The sequence below is a fragment of the Faecalibacterium duncaniae genome, assembly GCF_010509575.1.
Taxonomy (GTDB): Bacteria; Bacillota; Clostridia; order Oscillospirales; family Ruminococcaceae; genus Faecalibacterium; species Faecalibacterium duncaniae.
Map to the genome: position 1 here is coordinate 1,809,001 of NZ_CP048437.1, position 22,109 is coordinate 1,831,109.

10 protein-coding genes are annotated in these 22,109 nt (G+C 48.4%); 9 read left to right on the forward strand and 1 reads right to left on the reverse strand.

Features of this window, described 5'->3' with window-relative positions; all coding sequences use genetic code 11:
* Window positions 1-278: 278 nt before the first annotated feature.
* The 7 genes from GXM22_RS08845 to GXM22_RS08870 all read left to right on the forward strand — a co-directional run bounded on the left by GXM22_RS08845 (window position 279) and on the right by GXM22_RS08870 (window position 10,246).
* Complete coding sequence (locus GXM22_RS08845; protein WP_005936070.1) at window positions 279-2,039, forward strand: type I restriction-modification system subunit M; 1,761 nt, start codon at window positions 279-281, stop codon at window positions 2,037-2,039.
* Window positions 2,039-2,953, forward strand: coding sequence for an AbiJ-NTD4 domain-containing protein (locus GXM22_RS08850; protein ID WP_005936073.1), 915 nt, complete (start codon window positions 2,039-2,041; stop codon window positions 2,951-2,953). Before GXM22_RS08845 ends, GXM22_RS08850 begins: the two co-directional genes overlap by 1 nt.
* Window positions 2,934-4,223: a restriction endonuclease subunit S gene (locus tag GXM22_RS08855; RefSeq protein ID WP_147585133.1), complete on the forward strand. Its 1,290-nt coding sequence runs from the start codon at window positions 2,934-2,936 to the stop codon at window positions 4,221-4,223. Before GXM22_RS08850 ends, GXM22_RS08855 begins: the two co-directional genes overlap by 20 nt.
* Window positions 4,224-4,227: 4 nt before the next feature.
* Window positions 4,228-5,628: a hypothetical protein gene (locus GXM22_RS08860; protein WP_035394984.1), complete on the forward strand. Its 1,401-nt coding sequence runs from the start codon at window positions 4,228-4,230 to the stop codon at window positions 5,626-5,628.
* A gap of 17 nt (window positions 5,629-5,645) precedes the next feature.
* Window positions 5,646-7,487 (forward strand): DEAD/DEAH box helicase family protein, encoded by a 1,842-nt coding sequence (locus GXM22_RS15420; RefSeq protein WP_317347265.1) that lies wholly within the window; start codon window positions 5,646-5,648, stop codon window positions 7,485-7,487.
* A complete protein-coding gene (locus tag GXM22_RS15425; protein WP_317347264.1) occupies window positions 7,421-8,626 on the forward strand; it encodes a type I restriction enzyme subunit R domain-containing protein in 1,206 nt (401 codons plus the stop codon). The genes GXM22_RS15420 and GXM22_RS15425 overlap by 67 nt, the downstream gene beginning before the upstream one ends.
* A 399-nt stretch (window positions 8,627-9,025) precedes the next feature.
* A complete protein-coding gene (locus GXM22_RS08870; protein ID WP_099045445.1) occupies window positions 9,026-10,246 on the forward strand; it encodes an IS110 family RNA-guided transposase in 1,221 nt (406 codons plus the stop codon).
* Window positions 10,247-10,572: 326 nt separating this feature from the next.
* Here GXM22_RS08870 and GXM22_RS08875 read toward each other — a convergent pair whose 3' ends face one another.
* On the reverse strand, window positions 10,573-13,476 hold the full coding sequence (locus GXM22_RS08875) for a DUF927 domain-containing protein (protein WP_005936100.1): 2,904 nt from the start codon (window positions 13,474-13,476) through the stop codon (window positions 10,573-10,575).
* 1,020 nt (window positions 13,477-14,496) lie between these two features.
* On the opposite strand from GXM22_RS08875, the gene GXM22_RS08880 reads away from it, so the two are divergent.
* Both GXM22_RS08880 and GXM22_RS08885 read left to right on the forward strand, forming a co-directional pair.
* On the forward strand, window positions 14,497-17,340 hold the full coding sequence (locus GXM22_RS08880; protein ID WP_035394986.1) for a DEAD/DEAH box helicase: 2,844 nt from the start codon (window positions 14,497-14,499) through the stop codon (window positions 17,338-17,340).
* Window positions 17,337-22,106, forward strand: a complete 4,770-nt coding sequence (locus GXM22_RS08885) for an Eco57I restriction-modification methylase domain-containing protein (RefSeq protein WP_099357329.1) — start codon at window positions 17,337-17,339, stop codon at window positions 22,104-22,106. Before GXM22_RS08880 ends, GXM22_RS08885 begins: the two co-directional genes overlap by 4 nt.
* Window positions 22,107-22,109 lie beyond the last annotated feature (3 nt).

Consider the following 22,109-nt stretch of genomic DNA (forward strand, 5'->3'; position numbering starts at 1 on the left):
CGAAGTCCGAAAATACAAAGCAGCCTCAGTGTCCGAAGGAGAAAGAGGATGCGATTGTGGAGGCTTTGAAGCATTTTCAGATGATATGATTTACAGTATGTCCGTCTGATTTTCAGGCGGGCATTTTCTTTTGCCGGAATATGGTGTTTCCACTTTTATCGTGGTACAATAGACGCAAGAATCATTTTTCAGGAAAAGCATTCTGCTATCCGATTTATAGGACACCCATTGTTGTAGAATCAGGATGTCCACCTATCACAAAAAACAAGGAGCAACGTATGCCAAACGATAAGATCACCGCCGTAGGTGCCAACATTGCCGAAAAAGCCGCCATGATCTGGAACGTGGCCGATATGCTGCGTGGGCCGTTCAAGCCCCACGAGTACGGTCTGGTTATTCTGCCCATGACCGTGGTGAAGCGGTTCCACGACTGCCTGCTGCCCACCCATCAGGCGGTGCTGGACACCTACGAGAAGGTGAAAAAGCTGCAGGTCATCGACGGCTTTTTGCAGAAAGCCTCCGGTTACCAGTTCTATAACACCAGCCGGTTCACCTTCGAGACCCTGCTGGCAGACCCGGACAACATTGAGTCCAACTTCCGGGATTACCTGTCCGGCTTTTCTGCCAACGCACAGGACGTGCTGGCAAAGTTCGACTTTGACAACATCATCAAGCGGATGGTGGAGAGCAACACCCTCTACCTCGTCATCAAGGAGTTCGGCTCTGGGAAGGGCTATCTTGGCCCGGACAAGATCAGCGCCGTGGACTGCGGCTACATCTTTGAGGACTTGGTGCGGCGGTTCTCTGAGAGCTTTGGCGAGGAAGCCGGAGCTCACTTCACCAGCCGGGATATCATCTACCTGATGACCGACCTGCTGCTGTCTGAAGCCGACCTCGATACCAGCAGCATGACCGTTTACGATATGGCCATGGGAACCAGCCAGATGCTGAGCTGCATGGAGGAGCGCATCCACGAGCTGAACAGCGACATTGAGGTAACCTGCTTCGGGCAGGAGTTCAACCCCTCCACCTTTGCCATCGCCAAGGCGGACATGATGATCCGGGGCGGCGACCCCAACAATATGCGGTTCGGTGACACCCTGTCAGAGGATCAGTTTCCCGGGTTCACCTTCCAGTACATCATCTCCAACCCGCCCTTCGGCATTGACTGGAAGCGGGAGCAGAAGGCGGTGGAAGCCGAAGCCGCCCGGGGCGAGATGGGGCGTTTTGCCCCCGGTCTGCCCAAGATCAGCGATGGTCAGCAGCTTTTTGTGCTGAACGGTCTTGCCAAGCTGGCAAACAAGGGCAAGATGGCCATTATCCAGAACGGCTCTCCCCTGTTCAGCGGCGATGCCGGCAGCGGCCCGAGCAACATCCGGCAGTATATTCTGGAAAACGACTGGCTGGACTGCATCATCCAGCTTTCCACCGATATGTTCATGAACACCGGCATCTCCACCTACATCTGGGTGCTCAGCAAGGATAAGCCCGCCCACCGTGCAGGCAAGGTGCAGCTCATTGACGCCAGCCACTGCTTCGAGCCACGCCGCAAGAGCATCGGCACCAAGCGCAACGACATCACCGATGCCTGCCGGGAGCTGATCGTCACCGCCTACGGCGAATTTGCCAACGGCAAGGTGTACGGCGACAAAAACGGCATCTACTGCGAGAGCAAGGTGTTCGAGAGCGTGGAGTTCGGCTACAACAAAATCGTGGTGGAGCGCCCCCAGCGGGACGAGGCAGGCAACATCCTCCTGAAGCGTGGCAAGCCTGTGCCGGACACCAGCCTGCGTGACACTGAAAACGTACCGCTGGTGCAGGATATTGACGCCTACTTTGCCCGGGAAGTTCTGCCCTACGCCCCCGACGCATGGATCGACCACAGCAAGACCAAGGTGGGCTACGAAATCCCCATGACCCGCTATTTCTACGAGTATCAGGCACCGGAAGCCGTAGAGGATATCGTGGCGCGCATCACCGCACTGGAACAGGATATCTCCGCCGGGCTGGCAGAGCTGTTCCATAAGGAGGACGAATAATGGAACGGAAAAGTATGATTAAGGTTCGCGGTGGATTTAGTGACAGAGCCGGCATTGACCCTTGTAACATCCAAATGCAAATTGATGATTTTGATGAAAGAACTCGGACATTTATTAGTAATAAACTCTACGATTTTTTGCAAGTAACATTCAACCATGAATGCGAAACTCGTAATATAAAGTACGGTCCTACAGATCAAAATCTTTCAAATATTTTCTGTAAAAATCTAATGCAGAATGTTTTTGCAGATTTAAATCATTTACCGCTTGGTTATCATTATGATTGGGAAAAGTTTTATTCCCGAATCGAAGAGGTTTTAATGGAGGCTCCTTATAACGAAGTTTTAGATTTGCTTTGGTATATTTGCAATTGGTTTGCCTTATCCACTAACAATTGTATCGATGTTTTTCAAGAGTGGTTCAATGAACTTTTCCAAAGTGAGTATGTAGGTTACCGCTTTATATCTGGTGAAATCGTTCCTATTACAGATGAAATCGAAGTAAAAGAAATTGAACAAGCCTGCTGTACGCCTTTTGACGGCGCACGCAAACACCTTAAGAAGGCTCTCAACTTTTTATCTGACCGTGAACACCCAGACTATAAAAACTGCGTCAAAGAAAGTATCAGTGCCGTCGAAGCAACCTGCCGCATTATTGCAGAAAAAGACAGTGCTACTCTTTGTGAAGCATTAAAACTACTTGCTAAGCACGGACTAAAATTGCATCCTTGTCTTAACTCTGGAATTGATAAACTTTACTCTTATGCCTGCGATCAAGGTGGTGTACGTCATGCCGAGCACGAAGCCGAAAGCATCGTTACTTTTGAAGAAGCCAAATTCATGATGGTTACCTGTAGTGCAATCGTCAACTATCTGGTTGCAGAATACGGAAAGCATGGTACAGAAAATGCGTAAAATGAAAGACAGCGCCATTGAATGGATTGGGGAGATTCCAGAGGGGTGGGAGGTTGTAAAGGCTAAGTATCTTTTTGCTCAACGGAACGAAAAAGGAAACTCTGCTCTTGTTCTTCTCTCTCCTACTCAAAAATATGGTGTTATTCCACAAAGTCAGTTAGAGGGCGTTGTTCAAGTCAAAGAAAACACGGATTTACGAACTTTCAAAACAATCCATATTGGAGATTTCGTAATCAGTCTGCGTAGTTTTCAAGGCGGCTTTGAGTTTTCAAATTATGAGGGTGTATGTTCCCCTGCATATCAGGTATTACATGCCACCAAAGACCTTTCCAATGACTTTTTTCGGTATCTTTTCAAATCAGATGGTTTTATCAGTAAAATAAACAGTCTTACTGTTGGCATTCGTGAGGGCAAGAATATCCAGTACTGGGATTTTTCAAATATGTTACTTGCCCTTCCTCCTAAAGAGATTCAGATTCGGTCTGCTCAGTACTTGAATGCAAAATGCACTGAAATTGACACTATGCTTTCCAAAACTCGCTCTAGCATTGAGGAATACAAAAAGCTCAAGCAGGCAGTTATTACGCAAGCTGTTACCAAAGGCGTGCGTGGTGAGCGGGAGATGAAGGATTGCGGAGTTGAATGGGCTGGTCTAGTTCCACACCATTGGGGTGTCGCTAAAATTGGAAGCATAGGTCAAACTTCCAGTGGTGCCACGCCACTAAGAAGTAAAGAATCTTCTTTTTTTGATGATGCCACTATCAGATGGGTTCGTACACTCGATTTAAATGATGGTTTTGTTTATGACAGTTCAGAGAAAATAACCGAATTGGCTTTAGCCTCATCTGCTTGCTCTATTATGCCTAAAGGCACAGTTTGTGTTGCCATGTACGGTGGTGCCGGAACAATCGGAAAATGCGGTCTACTCATGTCAGATTGTGCAACAAATCAGGCTGTTTGCTCCATCGTCTGCAATCGCAAAATTGTTTCTCCCATTTTTCTGCTAATGCAGTTGCTTGCACTAAAACCATATTGGATGAAATATGCTGTTGGAACAAGAAAAGACCCCAATATCAGTCAAGACATTGTTGCTCGAATGAAAATACTCATTCCGCCACTAGATGAACAAAAAGAAATCACCGACTACCTTGATGCCAAGTGCGCCGAGATTGACAAGTTGATTGCAAAGAAGGAGCAGCTGGTGAAAGAGCTGGAAAGCTATAAGAAAAGTTTGATTTATGAGGTTGTAACAGGGAAAAGGGAGGTGTAAAATTATGGTGGATGAAATCTCACCACGGTCTGGCGTCCTTGACTGTGAACAGGGCGGTGCAACATTTTATGAAGAGAACTACAAATTCCGTATTATGAATAACGTTCCTTTCAAAGCCACTTCTAGCCGTACCGAAGATTATTCAAAATTAGCACAGAGCAACAAATACTTTCATGGTACTACCCATGACGGCAGCGACATTGCTGTTTATTGCGGAAGTCGGACAATGCCTCCTATCCGAACCGTTGCAATTTTTTCTTCTAATGTTTATGCAATTCAAAAAGGAAATCTTGAAACTTGTAATTGGGAAAAAATCGATGCGATTGAGTTCAGGGGTGGAACTTTAGACTCATTGTTTTTCTCCATCGATTCGCCATATGAACTTGTAAATGGAGCCGTTCAACTTTCTGCTCCAAAGTCACCTTTTTGCTTTTCTTTTGATTATAATGGCTCCTGTATATATGTTAAATCAGGCAACCAGGCACATGAAACTTATGATTTGAACCGTGTTGAACTGATTGGTCGGACGCGTTATTTGACCCTTCAATTTTCAGAGCCGATTTCTTTCGGAGCGGTTCCGTTTCATATTGAAAAGATCAAAACACTGTTATCTTTTATGACTTTCCGTCAGAACGTCGACTTTGATGAAATTGCTTTACAAGAAAAAACATCCTTTCCTCCTCTTTTGATGGATACCGCTTTGGTTTATTCAAAAGGTTCTTCTACTGTGACTCAGAAAAAAGCCCCAAACAATATTTGCTTCAATGATTTAGATGTCACTCTTTCTTCTTTGATTGAGTTAATTTACTGTGAGCAAAAAAACAATCCTTTTTCTTTTATGAACTTCGTGCCAGAAGATGATAAAGGCCTTGGTCGAGTGACTAACGATATGGTCAAAGGGATTGTAACCTGTTTGGAATGCGAAATCGCACGTCTAAAAAAATCCGATGATATTACGTCAGCTATACAAGACAACAAAAACGACACCTATATTCAAGAAGAACTGCGGCTTCAGTCACTTGTGAAAGAATTACAGAAAGTTGCAAAGGATTTCCAAAAGAAAAATGGAAAATTTTCAAAGAAAACAAACGATATGATTTGCGGTAGACTCAAATATATGACTATCGCTGACGCAGATAAAGTCTGTCTCTTTTATGTCAAATATCAAAAATTCATCCGAAAGCTATTTGATAAATTTGAAATCGTTCCAACAGAAGATGACATCCAGAATTTAATCATCTATCGCAATAGAACTACGCATGGAACACAAGCTGTTTTGGATGAGCATATTGTAACAACTGCGCTTTATCTAACTGGTTTAATTTACTGTATGATTCTTCACAGTATCGGAATTGATGACAAAAATTTGGAGCAGCTTTGTTCCAGACACTTTTTATGGCGATAACAAAAGGAGGTCTAACCATGCCCCTCAACACCACCGAAAAGCAGTTTGAATCGGACATTGCGGCGGCGCTGCTCTCCCCTGCCGGGGGCTACACCCGCAATGGGGATTGCTACGACCCCAAGCTGGGGCTGTTTGTGGATACCCTGATCCGCTTTGTGCAAAAGACCCAGCCCAACGAGTGGGCATTTTTTGAAAAGCAGAACCCGGTAAACCCGGTGCGGAAGTTCTGCACGGCCTTTAACAATGCCTGCGATGCGGACGGACTGCTTTCGGTGCTGCGGTATGGGTTCAAGCACCGGGGACGGCGGTTCCGGGTGTGCTATTTTCAGCCAGAATCTGCGCTGAACCAGAAGGACGCCCAGCGCTACGCCCAAAACGAGATCACCTGCAACCGGCAGTGGTTCTACTCCGACACCACCCACAACTCGGTGGACATGGTGCTGGCGGTAAACGGCATCCCGGTGTTCGCCTTTGAGCTGAAGAACCAGTTCACCGGGCAGACCGTGGAGAACGCCAAACAGCAGTGGATGCACGACCGGGACCCCCGGGAGGTGTGTTTCCAGTTCAACAAGCGCATTCTGGGCTACTTTTGCGTAGACCTGACCGAGGTGTGGATGGCCACCCGGCTGGCAGGCAAGGACACCCGCTTTCTGCCCTTCAATCAGGGCTCCAACGGTGCCGGGCGGGACGGCGGCGCAGGCAACCCGCCCAACCCCAGCGGCTACCTTACCGCCTACCTCTGGGAAGAAGTGTTCCAGAAGGACAGCATGATGGACATCCTGCAAAAGTTTATGAGCCTGCAGGACGGCAAGACCCTGATCTTTCCCCGGTACCATCAGCTGGACGTGGTGCGCAAACTGGTGGCAGATGTGCGGCAGAAGGGTGCCGGGCAGCACTATCTCATCCAGCACAGCGCCGGGTCGGGCAAGTCCAACTCCATTGCTTGGACGGCGTACCGGCTGGCTTCCCTGTTCAACACCGAGAACAAGCCGGTGTTTGCCAGCGTCATCGTGGTGACTGACCGCACCGTGCTGGACGCACAGCTGCAGGAGACCATCTCCGGCTTCGACCATACGCTGGGTGCGGTGGAGGCCATCGGCGAGGACAAAAACTCCGGCGACCTGCGGGATGCCATCAACAACGGCGCACGCATCATCATCACCACGCTGCAAAAGTTCCCGGTCATCTACACTGAGGTGAATAAGACCGCCGGGAAGAACTATGCCGTTATCATCGACGAAGCGCACTCCTCCCAGACCGGCACCTCTGCTTTAAAGCTGAAAGCCGCCCTTGCCGACACCGAGGACGCGCTGCGGGAATATGCCGAGCTGGAAGGCAAAGCGGAGGACGAGATCGACCCGGAGGATGCACTGGTGAAGGAGTTGACCTCCCACGGGCGGCACAAGAACCTGTCCTTCTTTGCCTTTACCGCCACCCCAAAAGCCGCCACGCTGGAGCTGTTCGGCACCGAGTACCCGGACGGCAGCCACCACCCTTTCCACATTTACAGTATGCGGCAGGCCATCGAGGAAGGGTTCATTCTGGATGTGCTGCAAAACTACATGACCTATTCCACCTGCTTCAAGATCGCCAAGACCATCCCGGACAACCCCGACCTGCCTGCCAGCCGGGCGGCGAAGCTCATCCGCAAGTATGAGGAGCTGCACCCCTATAACATCAGCCAGAAGGCAAAGATCATTGTAGAGACCTTCCGGGAGACCACCAGCCACAAGATCGGCGGGCGGGGCAAGATGATGGTAGTCACCTCCTCCCGATTGGCCGATTGGCGGCGGTGCGATACTTCCACGAGGTCAAGCGCTACATTGCCGAGCAGGGCTATGACGATGTGCAGATCTTAGCGGCATTTTCCGGTGCTGTGCCGGACGGCGGTGTGGAGTACACGGAGCCGTCTCTGAACGTCCGCGCTGATGGCAGTCACATTGCAGAGAGCCAGACCAAAAAGGAGTTCCACAACAACTTCAATGTGCTCATCGTGGCAGAAAAATACCAGACCGGTTTTGACGAACCGCTGCTCCACACCATGATCGTGGACAAAAAGCTGAAGGGCGTCAAGGCAGTGCAGACTCTCTCCCGTCTGAACCGTACCTGTCCCGGCAAAACCGACACCTTTGTGCTGGATTTTGTGAACAAGGCAGAGGACATCCGGGAGGCATTCCAGCCGTTTTATCAGGAAACCTTTCTGGAGCAGGAGGTCAACACCGACCTCATTTACAAGACCCAGAAGGAGCTGCGGAGCTTTGCCGTTTATTCCGATGCAGACGTGGAAGCCTTTGCCAAGGAGTATTTCCGCAGCACCAAGCAGGATAAAAACGCCGTGGGCCGCATGAGCAGCGTCTTGAAGCCGGTGGCAGACCGCTACAACCAGAAAACGCAGGCCGAGCGGTACCAGTTCCGCCGCTTGCTGCGCAGCCTTGTCAAGTGGTACGGCTACGTTTCGCAGGTGGCACGGATGTTCGATGAAGAGCTGCACAAGGAGAACGTATTCTGTGCCTACCTGCTCAAGCTGCTGCCGCCGGACGAGGTCTCTCCGCTGGATCTGGAGGGCAAATTGCAGCTGGAATATTACAAGCTGCAAAAGACCTTTGCCGGTGCCATTGAGCTGGAACACGCCAAGGGCGTCTACGAGCCTGTCACCCAGAAGGGTGCTCTCGGCCACGACCCCAAGGAGCCGCTGGACGAGATCATTTTGAAAATCAACGAAAAGTTCAAGGGTGAGTTCACCAATGCCGACCGGGTGCTGCTTACCGCTCTGCATGACCGTCTGCTGGCTGACCCGAAGCTGGCAAAGCTGGCGCGCAGCTCCGACCCGCAGATCTTTACCGAGAGCATCTTCCCCAAAGCCTTTGACACCGCCGCACAGGACAGCTATCTCGAAGCGCAGGACACCTTCTCTTCCCTGTTTGAGGACACCAGCAAGTACAAGGCTATCATGTCGGCGCTGGCAGAGTGGCTGTATGGAGAATTCCGCAAGAAGTAAAACAGTTTTCCTTTTTATTTGCTTAAAACAGCCTGCATCCTTCAGATGCAGTTCAAGGGTTTGGGTGCTCCCCAACAAGTATTTTGCAGAGCAAAATAAGCAGATGTATATACGTCTGCATTGCTTGCTACAATGGTGTTGGTTCTGAGAAGCTCACAGCCAGTGAGCTATACAGATGCCCAAACCTAAGCTACAATGAAGATGTGCTGAGAGAACGAAGCATTGCTTGAGCTGAACGCTCGTACGCGCAAACTGTTCTCCGCCATCTCCATTGCAGCGTTCGATCGACGCAGGTTGAGTAGATGTTGCCGTACATTCGTGTCACAAAGCAAGCTGAATCGGTAATGGGCATAGGCGGAACCGGCATTAAAGGAGGTCAGAAAAATGGAAGCTGCTGTTATTACCGCCGTCGGTATTGATGTGTCTAAGAGCAAAAGCACAGTTGCGGTACGGAGACCCGGAGGCGAAATCGTACTTCGGCCTTTCGATGTCCGCCACACGAACAGTGACTTAAAAAAGCTGACATCCACACTCAAAAAACTGGGAGGCGATATTCGTATTGTAATGGAACATACCAGTACGTACTGGAGACCGATCGCGCTGACATTAAAGGAAGCAGGCTTTTTTGTTTCCGTTGTCAATGCGATGCTGATCCACGATTTTAGTGATAATACGATCCGAAAGCTGAAGACGGACCGTGCGGATGCTCTTAAAATCGCAAACTATGCGCTTACCTTTTGGGATATACTGCCCCCGTTCAATAATGAAGAAGAAACCAGGCTGCTTCTTAAAATGCAATCCAGAGCAAATGAGCGGATCACTGCGACTGCAACAGCGTTGCGGAACGGTCTGATTGCGCTGGCTGACCAAACATTTTCCGGGGTAAATATTGCGTTTGCTCCGAACACCAAAAATGCGAATGGACATGAAAAATGGGTAGATTTCTTTCTGCGTTATTGGCACAAGGATTGTGTCTGTCAATATTCCATGGAGGCTTTCACGGAATCTTATCGGGGCTGGTGCAAACGAAAAAACTACAAGTTCCGTACAGATACCGCTCACAAAATCTATCTGCTTGCACAGGAAAGCGTGGCTACTCTTCCGAAATGCGAAAGTACAAAGATGCTGATCACGCAGGCTTGCAAAAGCCTGAATGCCGTTTGCGAGGCCAAGCAAAGCACCCAGCTTGAAATGCAGCGGTTGGCTGCAATGCTCCCCGAATACGAGGTTGTGATGCAGATGGAAGGAGCCGGACCCGTTACCGGGCCTGCTCTTATGGCCGAAATTGGTGATGTTCGGCGGTTCAAAAACAAGAAAGCGTTGGTGGCCTTTGCTGGTATTGACGCACCGCCGTTCCAGTCTGGTGCATTTGAATCCAAGTCACGCCATGTTTCCAAACGAGGCTCACCGCATCTGAGGCGAACCATTTTTATTATATCGAATATTATTTTAACACGCTCAAACCCGGAAAATGCAGTTTACTGCTTTATGGACAAAAAGCGTTCCGAAGGAAAACATTATTACGTTTATACCGTCGCAGGAAGTGCGAAGTTCCTGCGGGTCTATTACGCTCGTGTTACTGAATTTCTACGGTCCCAGCCATCTTATGATGCCTATTGATGATTTCTGATGAACCATTACGATGATTTTCAGCTGACAAGCTGTGCTGTCGGCTTATTAAAGTTGCCGGATGCTTAACTGCACCCGGCAATAAATTTTTGATGATTTTTTGTTCAGGCTATTGACACTCGTTAGCAGGTTTGTTACTTCTACTATATACATTACATATAGAGCTTTTTATAATCATCCCCTCTTTTAATTATCTATATATAGTGTTGGTATATCTCTCAAAAAAAGCGGTCGAAGTGGTAACATCCCATATTTGCCGTCGATTTCGGCTCCGTTGTTACTTGCGTTACCGAATATTTTGCAGTATCCTTTTGTTATCAGAAGAATTCACTAGCTTTTCTGTATTCATAGGCCTGCTCAATATTAGCGATGATCACCTTTACGCTGCTCTTTCCAACTCGCTGGTTTTCCTGTCTGTTTTCGACATATCCACGGTCCTTGAAACCACGGATGCTCTTTTCGTAGGAAAAGCCATTGTCAATCAGCATTTTTCTGAGACAATTCGGCAGGATATAGGTTTTCTTTTCTCCTGGCTCATATCTTCCGAGCCGCGGTTCTCGTGCTACTTCATTAAGATGCTTCACTTCAAAATGCTCCTGATTGGAAGCGATCCATTCCTTTACAGTATCCCATGCACGCTCTACCGCATCTGCCTTCTGCTCTTTCTTCAGTGCTTCCAGCAGTTCAAAACCCATTTCCCATGCTGCACCACATGCCTCCTCACCAGCATTAAAAACAGCCTTTGATGCAATAAAGTCCGCAAAGACAAGCACAGCAACAAATTCCAGATGAATGCTCGTACATTTGTCATAGAGCATCGCGTACATCGAAACAAACTCATCCCGGAAATTTGTATAAGCCTGCCGCAGCTTGCTGGTGCCCTTTTCCAGCTCATATTCATGGAACAGGTAATCCATAAACATTTGCCCTGCAAAGCCGTAGTTCTCCGCTGCTGTCTGATGCACTGTTCTGGAAAAGTCCGTGTCACCGATTGGTGATGCATACAGTTCCATGACGCGCGTATTTTCACCGTCCATGGAATTCTGCACCGTGATCGGTTGTTCACCAGTAGACAGAATGGTATTGCACCATGTCTGCATTTTCTGCGTACCACCGATGCGGTCACCACGCATCTTTCCAATACCATTGCCCAGCATATACATCATTCGAGACAGATTTTCATACTTCAAACTGAGCGACTGCAGCTCATCCAGTGCCAGTGGAATGTTCCGCACTGTACCTGCCGTGTGCTCGATGCCGACCGCAGTGCTATTATAGCTCCGCAGCAGCACATTAGGATCGCCGTAGATGGACACTGCTGCCTTCAGCACCGCCGTCTTACCACTGCGAGAGTTTGCCCAGAGGTGGAAGATGAACGGCCGCTGTTGAAGGGGCTGCAGCAGCACAGATGCGAAGGATGTCGCCAGCATGACCCGTGCAGCCTGCATCGTGCGCAGCGTTGCTGCCATCTCCATCCATTTGTCTTTGTCACCGTGCGGCATAACAGCAGCGATAATCCGATGGCTTTCCTCGCCGGCACCATCATAGGCGGCACGGCTTTCCATGTGGTAAGGGAAGAATTCCCTGTTCTTGACCCAACCCATGCGCTCGATACTGCGGTGCCGCGGAATGACGGTTTTGTTGGAAGTTTCAAAAGCTTCCATATATTTGACTGCCTCTTTAGAGGTTTCCGATGTCACCGGCAATCCCTGATTTGCATATTTTACCAGTTTGCTCTTATCCATTGCATCGCCGCGTGGAACGATAATTTTTCTCCAACGGCAATCACCATAGAAAGCCAGTTCCAGCTTTACATCTTCATCATCAACATTCCTCATTCGCCGGGAAATATAAACCAGTGCGGAAAAGGCTGATTTTGTATAGGGAACGCCATTCAGGAATTCAATGTGTCGAACTCCTTCCATATCGACTTCCCAGCCTTTCGGCACCACCAGTCCATTCAGTTCCATGCCATCCAGTTCCAATGCCTTGCAGAACTCCTGTCCGCCTTCGTGTATATCTGCCTTTCCACCAGTGGTGGTCAGCATTTTTTCAAGGTCCCGGACTCCGATCTTCAGTTTGCCATATTTTTCCTTCAGCTTAAAATACTGGATTGGCTGGTGTTCCCGTGCATAACGTACCAGCTGAAGATTCTTTTCTTCTAAAGCCTCATCAACTGTCAGCTCCTCTTCCAGCAACTTTTTTACACGTTCTTCTATAGTGTAGTATGCAAAAACGATCGGTGCCCGAACACCGCACCCCTCTTTCGGACAATCAAATCCGAAAAAGTCCCGGATATAACGGCAGGAGCATGGACGGCTCATTTTTGCAGCACGCTCGTAATATTCCTCTGTCTGGTCGTAAGAATATCCGGGATATGTCTCGCTCCTCTCATGCACTTTTTTCTGACCGTCTTCCGTAACGGCAACAATAGAGATCATCGTATGCCACATTGGCTCTGGCAGTGTTGCGGCATTTTCAATGCAATAATCAATAAAAGCACACTTTTCACACATACGTTCCGCAGGGCCGACCAAATCGCTCTCTGCATGGAATTCAACAATTTCGGTAATTCGCTTAAATTCTTTAAAAGCAGTTACCGGATAGCGGAATTCCTCGGCACTATATACCTCGCACCGTTTCGGCGGGTTGCTCTTAAAGTTCAGTGAACCCGGAGCCCGAAACATTCGAGGAACATCCTGCACATTGTCCAGTTTCCATCCCTTTTTACGCCCCTCTGCAATGACATACATACCGAACCCGGCAGAGAGTTCCCGGATCTGCTCACGCTCATCCTCGTTATGGATAATAAACGGCTCGTTCAGAGGCCAAATGGCATGCACGCCGTTGCCCGACCGCACAATGATGGAAGGCTTCAGCTTCAAACTGTTTACAAATGCAATCGCTTCTTCTTCCGTCTTCGGCAGTGCGGTTTCTTTGTGTGCCGGCCCCAGCACATCCACATCCGCCACCATGCAAACAACGGTGTGAATCTGTCCGATACCACCTCTGACACTCGATGGCAGCCCTTCCTGACGCAGTGCAACGCAATAATAGGTGTTGGCACTGGTACCCAGCACTTTAATGCGCTCCGCTGCTTTGTCCAGTTCCGTGACCGGGATATGCTCATTTCTGGAATCCGGCAGCGTCGTGATGGTAATGCATCCTTCTGTGCATTTACCATACAGCATCTGCAAAAAATCCCTCGTTGTAATATTCATAGGCTTCTCTCCCCCCCCCTGTGTTTTTAACGTGTAATCAATCTTTTTCTCTACATATCCGTACCTCCATTCTACCATGTTGCCTTTCAGACCAACGAACTTCTGAAGTTCACTTTCCTTCCGCTGCTCAAAATTAAAGGCCTTCATAAAGCGCACGATTTTCGGGCAAAATACAACCTTTTTACCGTTTCTTTCACACAATTCTCACATTTGCAGCCATTTCGATTATTTTCTCGTGAACTACAAAGCAGGCAACCTTTGCAATTGCCCATTGATCAGGGCATCTACAAAAGTCGCCTGCTTTGTTTACCTATCATCGAATCATGCTGTTGCATAGCAAATGACCAGCGGCAATTACCTCTGAACTGCAATAATTCCCTGACTTCCACTTTCTCCTTTCATCTGGCTCGGAAATAAAGGCCTTCACTATGTACACCGAAATCGGGCAAAAAGGAGACACTCTTCATGTTTCTTTCACAAAATTTTAACATTCAAAGCCTTATCCAAATCTATTCACCCTGCCCTTTATTGTACATAGCAGCTTGTGGAATAGGACGAAAAAGCCGGTAGGCTTTCGACCTACCGGCTGTTCGTCTGTTTATATTCAGCTTTTGACAGTTTATATTATAGCACCGATTCGCTTACGATGCAATACGTTTTTTCTCCAATATAAGCCATTTTCTCCAATCAAATAGCTTTTCTCCATTTAAGCATCACTTTACTCTACTATTCATTCACCATTCTCTACTCTCCGGAACAACTACATGTCTGCAATCTCCCCGATGCACCTGTTCTATATAAGAATTCAGCGCGCCGCACGGCGGTGTTCCCTGCTTTTCGTACATCTTGTATCACCTGCCCTATGTATAAAAGTATACCATGGCAGTTAGACGGCTTCAACAAAATCTCATGCAATTCTTATGGCAGAATTGATGTTTGTGCCTGTCTGTGGTAGAATAATGATAATTATACTCTTATATGTATATCTCGGAAAATCATAAAAAGCAGGGAGATTTCAAAATGACAGATTATGCACCTGGTATGCGTGCTGTTATTCGTGACGAAGAATGGCTCATCAAAAGGATCGAAACAAACAGCCTTGGTCATCAAGTTTTACATTGCGTCGGTGTCACCCCACTAGTGAAAGATCGCGATGCCATTTTTCTCACAGATCTCGAACAGATTCAGATTGTAGATCCTGCGAGCATTCAGTTGATTGCCGACTCATCCCCATTTTTCAAACGGTCACTATTGTATTTAGAAAGTCAATGGCGGCAGCAGCTTCCCACCGACACAAATTTGCATATTGGCCACAAAGCGGCTATGGATCCCATGCCATACCAACTGGATCCTGCAAAACTTTCTTTGCAGCGTCCACGTCAGCGCATTCTAATTGCTGATACTGTCGGTCTTGGCAAAACTCTAGAGGCCGGCATTCTGATGTCTGAGTTAATTGCACGTGGTAAGGGCAAGCGAATTTTAGTTGTTACAGTAAAAAGCATGATGACGCAGTTCCAAAAAGAAATGTGGAATCGCTTTACTATTCCGCTCGTGCGGCTGGATTCCAACCGAATCCAAAAGATCCGCGCCAGTCTGCCCTCCAATTACAATCCCTTCTTTTACTATGATAAAACGATCGTTTCCATTGACACCTTAAAACGCGATGTGGAATACCGTACACACTTGGAAAAAGCATATTGGGACATTATCGTCATTGATGAAGCGCAGAATGTTGCCGAGCGCGGTGACCATCAGGCACAGCGTTCTCGGCTTGCAAAACTGCTGGCCAACCGCAGTGATACCATGATCATGCTGTCGGCCACACCGCACGATGGCCGTGCCAAAAGTTTTGCTTCCCTGATGAATATGCTGGACCCGACTGCCATTGCAGACCCTGAAAATTATACCCCGGAAGACATCAGGGGTCTGTGTATCCGCCGCTTTAAAAGCGATGTCAAAAATCAGGTCAACGGCTCGTTTCTTGAGCGGCAGGTGACATTGGAACATTGTCACGCCTCTGCACAGGAGGAATATGCCTTCGACCTGCTTGCTGAAATGCAGCTGGAAATGGATGCTGGCAAAGCCAAAAGCTCTGGACGTCTGTTCAAAACAAGCTTAGAGAAATCTCTCTTTTCTAGCCCAGCAGCCTGTCGCAAAAGCATCGAGGCACGCCTGAAAAAGCTCTATAAAAAATATACGGCAGATGATATTTCTGATATTCGCTTGTTAGAAGAGTTGCATACTGCTCTGGGACAGGTCACGCCCGAAAACTTCACGCGCTATCAAAAACTGCTGGAACTTTTGCGTAGCGATTCCTACGGATGGAACCCCAAAGATCCTGGTGACCGCGTTGTGATCTTTACCGAGCGCATCGAAACCATGAATTATCTGGCGGAACATCTGCGGACTGATTTGGGGCTGAAGTCCTCTGCGATCCAAGAGATTTCTGGTGGTATGAGCGATGCAGAGCAGCAGCGCATTGTAGAAGATTTCGGCCGCACGGAATCTTCCACCCGCATTCTGGTCGCTTCGGATGTAGCTTCTGAAGGTCTGAATCTTCATTATCTGAGCCACCGCCTGATTCACTTTGATATTCCGTGGTCATTGATGGTATTCCAGCAGCGCAACGGCCGCATTGACCGTTACGGTCAGCAAAAACGCCCTGATATCCGCTATCTGCTCATTGAGAGCAATAACAAACAGATCAAAGGTGATATGCGTATCATCGAGATTCTGATTCAAAAAGAAGAGCAGGCACTGAAAAATATCGGCGATCCTGCCTTACTGTTGGGCAAGTTCAATGTGGAAGAGGAAGAAACGGTGATTGCGGAAGCCATCGAATCCGGTTCCGACGCAGATACATTTGCTCAGAGTCTAGATGCCGATGCGCAGGAATTCAACCCCTTTGAAGCTTTGATGGCCGCTGCCTCAGAAACAGAGGAGACTGCTATTGAGCAGCTTTCAGAAACTGTTTCCGACGAAACATTGTTCACCGATAAGGAATATCTGGAGCAAGCTGTGCAATACCTTAATCAGACTGACAGCAATCCAGTTCAGGAACTGCAAACGGTTTCTGGCCTAGATATCCGGTTAACCCCGGAAATGGAGCGCCGTTTGCGTGCGCTTATACCGGAAGAAGCCATGCCGCAAGGAGAAACACTGCGCCTTTCGGATGACAAAGCCTTCTGCATGGAGCAGATGCGCACCAGCATGCAAAAGAACATGGATGAGGCGGCATGGCCGTCCTCGCAGTATTTGTGGAAGCTGCACCCGATTTTCTCTTGGGTCAATGATAAGGCCGGGCTTTTGTTCAAACGCGCAGAAGCTCCCGTTCTGGGTCTGCCCGGCGTTTTGTATCCCGGTGAAGCGTTGTACATCGTTTCCGGCAGTGTTCCCAACCTGAAATCCACGCCGCTCATCGATGAATGGTTTGGTCTGCTGTATCGGGATGGGCAATTCATTCAGCGACTTTCCATGGAGGAGGTTGTCCAGAAAGCCGGACTGCGTAGCGCGCGTATTCCCAACACAAACTGCATCACGAACCAAAGCATCGTTGCTGCAAGCAGCTTGTTGCACGATGTAGTCACGCAGGCAAAGACCTATCTCACAGAGCGATACCAGCAGTACCAGGCAGAGATGAACCCCAAGCTGGATGCAGAGGTGGATAAGCTGATTGAACTGCAGGAAAAACACAAGGAGTACTATCAGACCACCCTATTTGAACATGAACGTCAACTGCAGGAGCAGGAGCGCCGGGTGGACAAACTGTTTGATGATTTTACGAACTGGGTAAAAGAAACCCTGACGATTCAAAACAACCCATATATTCGTATCGTATCCGTCCTGATGGGGGTATCCGAATGAGCATCGATCTAACCGGTATCACAAATAAAAACGAATATTATACCAACCACTATTTTTCGACCATCTTTGAGGAAAATGCAGGTGAGGCCATCACTGCCTGGGCTCAGGCTGCAAAGTCATCCGAAGAGATCCGCACACCTTGGGCACAGCTGCGACAAAACGCCCGACAGTTCTATCCCTTGCACGACCGCTACGCAGGCGGTGCATTGAATTTGCAGCTTCTGGCTGCGATTCGCACGATGGCAGACCGTTACCTGGCTTCTCTTGGGTATCCAGAAGCTGCCCCGGAACTTGTCCCTGTAGATGCTTCTCTGTCTGTTCCCGTTTATTTGGAAATGAAAAAGAGCAACGGTGCACCACTGCTATGGGTCATGCTCTCTGCTTCCAGAGAATCGGATGCCGGTATTCTGGAAAGCAATGTCTTTGACGGTAACATTGCAGAGGAAGATGCCTTCGGTGCCGTCCACAACGATGACCTGCTGGAACTGAAAAATGAGGATCTTGCCACACAGATTCTGTTCGGTGCCGCAGAGCCGCCGCGTTTTCTTCTGTTTATTTCGCTGAATCAGATTGCACTGATTGACCGGAACAAATGGAGTGAAAAACGCTATTTGCAATTCGAATTAGAAGACATCTTTTCTCGCTTGGAACTCACAACCCTGCAAGCCATGGTCGTCCTACTGCATAAAGATTCCCTCTGCCCGGAAGACGGTTCTATTCTTCTAGATGAGTTAAACGAGCAGAGTCAGAAAAATGCTGCGGGTGTTTCACAGGATTTAAAATATGCCCTGCGTGAATGTATCGAACTTTTGGGCAATGAAGTCCTCCACGACATGCGAACCCGGCAGAAAATTAACCTAGAAGAGCATCCCGTGGATGCCGGACAGCTGACACTGGAGTGCCTGCGCTATATGTACCGGATGCTGTTCATACTGTTCATTGAGGCGCGGCCAGAATTGGGCTATGCTCCCATCCGTGAACTGAGTTATCTGAAAGGTTACTCGTTGGAAAGTCTGCGGGATATCGCCGACGCTGTCCGAGATGATGTGGATGAAGTGAGCGATGGCTATTATCTACATGAAACGCTGGCAAAACTTTATGACCTGATTTATAACGGTTATCCGGAAACGGAAGCCGAATTTCAAAAAGTAACCGGTGCCGACAGTATACACGATGTTTTTTTGATTGCTCCGCTCATGGCGCATATCTTTGACCCGGAGTACACCAAGTTGATCAATGCTACCAAACTGCGCAACAGCTGCATGCTGCGTTTTATCGACTTAATGAGCCTGACACGTGCCTCCGGCAAACGCAATAGCCGCCGGGGGCGTATTTCCTACGCCAATTTGGGCATCAACCAAATGGGCGCGGTATACGAAGCTCTGCTCTCCTACCGTGGCTTTATCGCACAGCAGGATTTATACGAGGTCAAACGCGCCGGAGTTGACTTCAATGAACTGGATGTCGGCTATTTTGTTTCTGAATCTGATTTGGCACAATATACAGAAGAGGAACGCGTCCGCTATGCGTCTGGCAACAAAAAGGGCAAGTTGCGCATGTATGCCAAAGGCACATTCATCTACCGCTTGGCTGGCCGCGAACGGGAAAAATCCGCTTCTTACTATACGCCGGAAGTTCTAACCAAATGCCTTGTCAAATATGCCCTGAAGGAATTGCTGAAAGACAAATCTGCGGATGACATTCTGCATCTAACCATTTGTGAACCTGCCATGGGCAGCGCAGCATTCTTGAATGAAGCGATCAATCAGCTTGCAGAAGCCTATATTTCTCGTAAAGAGCAGGAAACCGGAGAGATCATTGGCTACGAAGACCGCTTTAACCAGCTGCAGAAGGTCAAAATGTTTATTGCGGACCGCAATGTATACGGCGTTGACCTGAACCCTGTGGCCGTGGAACTGGCCGAGGTTTCTCTGTGGCTGAACACCATTTATCCTAATGGATTTGTGCCGTGGTTCGGTACCCAGCTGGTCAACGACAATTCCCTGATTGGTGCCCGGCGGCAGTGCTACCGCGTGAGTTCCCTGCAAGCCACCAGCAAAGGTCTGCGCTGGTATGAAAAAGCCCCGGAGCGTGTTCCCCTTGGCACCGAGCGCAAGCGCGGCAAGTTGTCCACACAAATCTATCATTTTCTGTTGGGCGACCCCGGTATGTGCAGTTATACCGACAAAGTCATCAAACAGCTGGAGCCTGCAAAAATCAAGTTTTTGAACACCTGGAACAAGGCATTTACTGCTCCTTACTGTGACGATGATATCGAAACGCTGAAAAAACTCTCCAAGACGATTGACAAGCTCTGGAAAGATCAGATTTCTCTGCGTCAGCAACTGAAGCAGCAGACGCACGACAGCCTGTCTGTGTTCAAATTCAATGATGATGAACCGGACTCCCATACTTCCATGCGCACCAAAGATCAGATGCTGCGCACCATGTACCGTTCCGAGAATGCCAAAAATGCTGGTGCTTATGCTCGTTTAAAATTTGCGATGGATTACTGGTGCGCCCTGTGGTTCTGGCCCATTGACAAGGCTGATCTTTTGCCCAGCCGCAGCGAATTTCTGAATGATATGTACATGATCTTGGTGGGGCTGTACTCCACCAACAGTGATTCCCAGCAGCTTTCCATGCTAGAAGATGCAGACGAAGAAGATACTGACATCCTGCTTCAGGTCAACTTGGACGAACTGTGCGCCCTTTTGCCCCGGCTGAAGCTGGCTCGCACGATTGCACAGCAAAATCACTTTATGCATTGGGAACTGGAGTTTGCCGATGTGTTTGCCGAGCGCGGCGGTTTTGACCTGATGATCGGTAACCCGCCGTGGATCAAGATCGAGTGGAACGAACAGGGCGTGCTGGCGGATGCCAATCCCATGTTTGCTGTAAAAAAACTGACCGCTACCCAGACCACCCACGAACGGCAGACGGCACTGGAAAATGCACATACGCACAGCATGTATTTTGCAGAGTATGAAATGCTTTCCGGCGAACAGAACTTTTTGAACGCCGTGCAGAATTATCCTGCCCTGAAAGGACAGCAAACGAATCTGTTTAAATGTTTTCTTCCACTCTCGTGGGAGAAAACGAATGAAAGCGGCATTGCCGCTTTCGTACACCCTGAGGGCGTCTACGACGACCCGAAGGGTGGTGCACTTCGGGAAATGCTGTATCCTCGTTTGCGATATCATTTTCAATTTGCAAACGAGAGAAAGCTATTTTCCGAAGTGCACCACCATACACAATTTAGTCTAAATGTGTATGGTGGTCCACTGATGGTGTCATTCGACACCATCAGTAACCTCTACGATGCTAAAAGCATCGCAGAGTGTTACCAAGGCGAAGCCTCCGCGCCGATTCCAGGCATCAAGGATGCCAATGGCGACTGGAATACTACCGGCCACCCTGACCGCATCATCCATGTCACGCAGCGCGAGTTGGAAGTTTTTGCCAAATTGTTTGATGGAAATGATAAATGGCAGCAAGCACGATTGCCGCAACTGCATGTTGAGCAACTCCTTGAAGTATTGATCCGTTTTTCGAAGCAAAACAAGGTTATCGGAGATATGCAACTTTCCATTTTTAATACTCGTATGTGGGAAGAAACTGGTTCACAAAAAGATGGAACAATTTCCAGATATGTCCATTTCCCTGATAGCACAGTGGACGCCATTATTTCCGGTCCTCACATTGGTGTATCAAATCCATTGTTCAAATCTTCTCGTAGTATCTGCAAATTAAATAGCGACTATGATAATATTGATTTGACAAATATTTCTTCCAACTATATCCAGCGCGTAAATTACACTCCCTTCTGTAGCATTGACGATTATTTTCTACGTGAACCTAAAACCTATTGGGACACTTCTTATCATGAAGAATATCGCCTAGTAATGCGTCGGATGTTAAATCAGGGTGGAGAACGGACTTTGATTTCCGCTCTTCTTCCTCCAGGAATGGGACATATTCACACCATCTTCGGTCTTGCAGTTTCCGATAAGAATATAATCAGTTTGCTTGCTGCCACATTTTCCTCGATTCCTTTTGATTTCTATGTGAAATCAACTGGAAAGTCAGACATTTTGTTCGATTTGGCTTCAAAACTTCCTCTATTAAACGAATCAATTTTTGCTCTGTCTATGTCAGAACGTAGTTTACTCTTAAACTGTGTAACCAATCATTACGCTAACCTTTGGAAAACTTGCTTTGATACGTCTTTTACTCACAGTACCTGGTCCAAATCCGACCCTCGCCTTTCCCCTACTCGCTTTACTTCTTTGACCCCGGAGTGGACATGGGACACACCCCTGCGCACAGACTATGAACGGCGGCAGGCTTTGGTAGAAATTGATGTACTTACCGCCATGGCACTGGGCATGACCCTGCAGCAGCTCAAGACCATTTACCGCATCCAATTCCCGGTACTGCAGAGCTATGAGGCCGATACTTGGTATGATGCCAACGGCCGCATCACCTTTACCAATAACCGCAGCCTGACCGGTGTAGGCTTCACCCGCCCGGAGTGGGAAAATGCCGGTGCTGTGCAGCCAATCAAGCGCGGCGATGCTCCATGGGACGGTATTATGAAGCATGCTCCGGCCGGTTATGTGTTTGCCCGTACCATTACGGATGACACCATGCCTGGCGGCCCGGTACAGCACACTATAGAATACGCCGCTCCCTTTGACCGCTGTGACCGGGAGCAGGATTACGAAACTGCGTGGAAGTTCTTTGAGGAAAAGTATAAAGAATAATAG

Bases quoted from the DNA above. Each gene is read 5' to 3' on its own strand.
- GXM22_RS08880 (WP_035394986.1), top strand. From the start codon at position 14,497: ATGACAGATTATGCACCTGGTATGCGTGCTGTTATTCGTGACGAAGAA.
- GXM22_RS08885 (WP_099357329.1), top strand. From the start codon at position 17,337: ATGAGCATCGATCTAACCGGTATCACAAATAAAAACGAATATTATACC.
- GXM22_RS08860 (WP_035394984.1), top strand. From the start codon at position 4,228: ATGGTGGATGAAATCTCACCACGGTCTGGCGTCCTTGACTGTGAACAG.
- GXM22_RS08875 (WP_005936100.1), bottom strand. From the start codon at position 13,476: ATGAATATTACAACGAGGGATTTTTTGCAGATGCTGTATGGTAAATGC.
- GXM22_RS08855 (WP_147585133.1), top strand. From the start codon at position 2,934: ATGGTACAGAAAATGCGTAAAATGAAAGACAGCGCCATTGAATGGATT.
- GXM22_RS15420 (WP_317347265.1), top strand. From the start codon at position 5,646: ATGCCCCTCAACACCACCGAAAAGCAGTTTGAATCGGACATTGCGGCG.
- GXM22_RS08845 (WP_005936070.1), top strand. From the start codon at position 279: ATGCCAAACGATAAGATCACCGCCGTAGGTGCCAACATTGCCGAAAAA.
- GXM22_RS08850 (WP_005936073.1), top strand. From the start codon at position 2,039: ATGGAACGGAAAAGTATGATTAAGGTTCGCGGTGGATTTAGTGACAGA.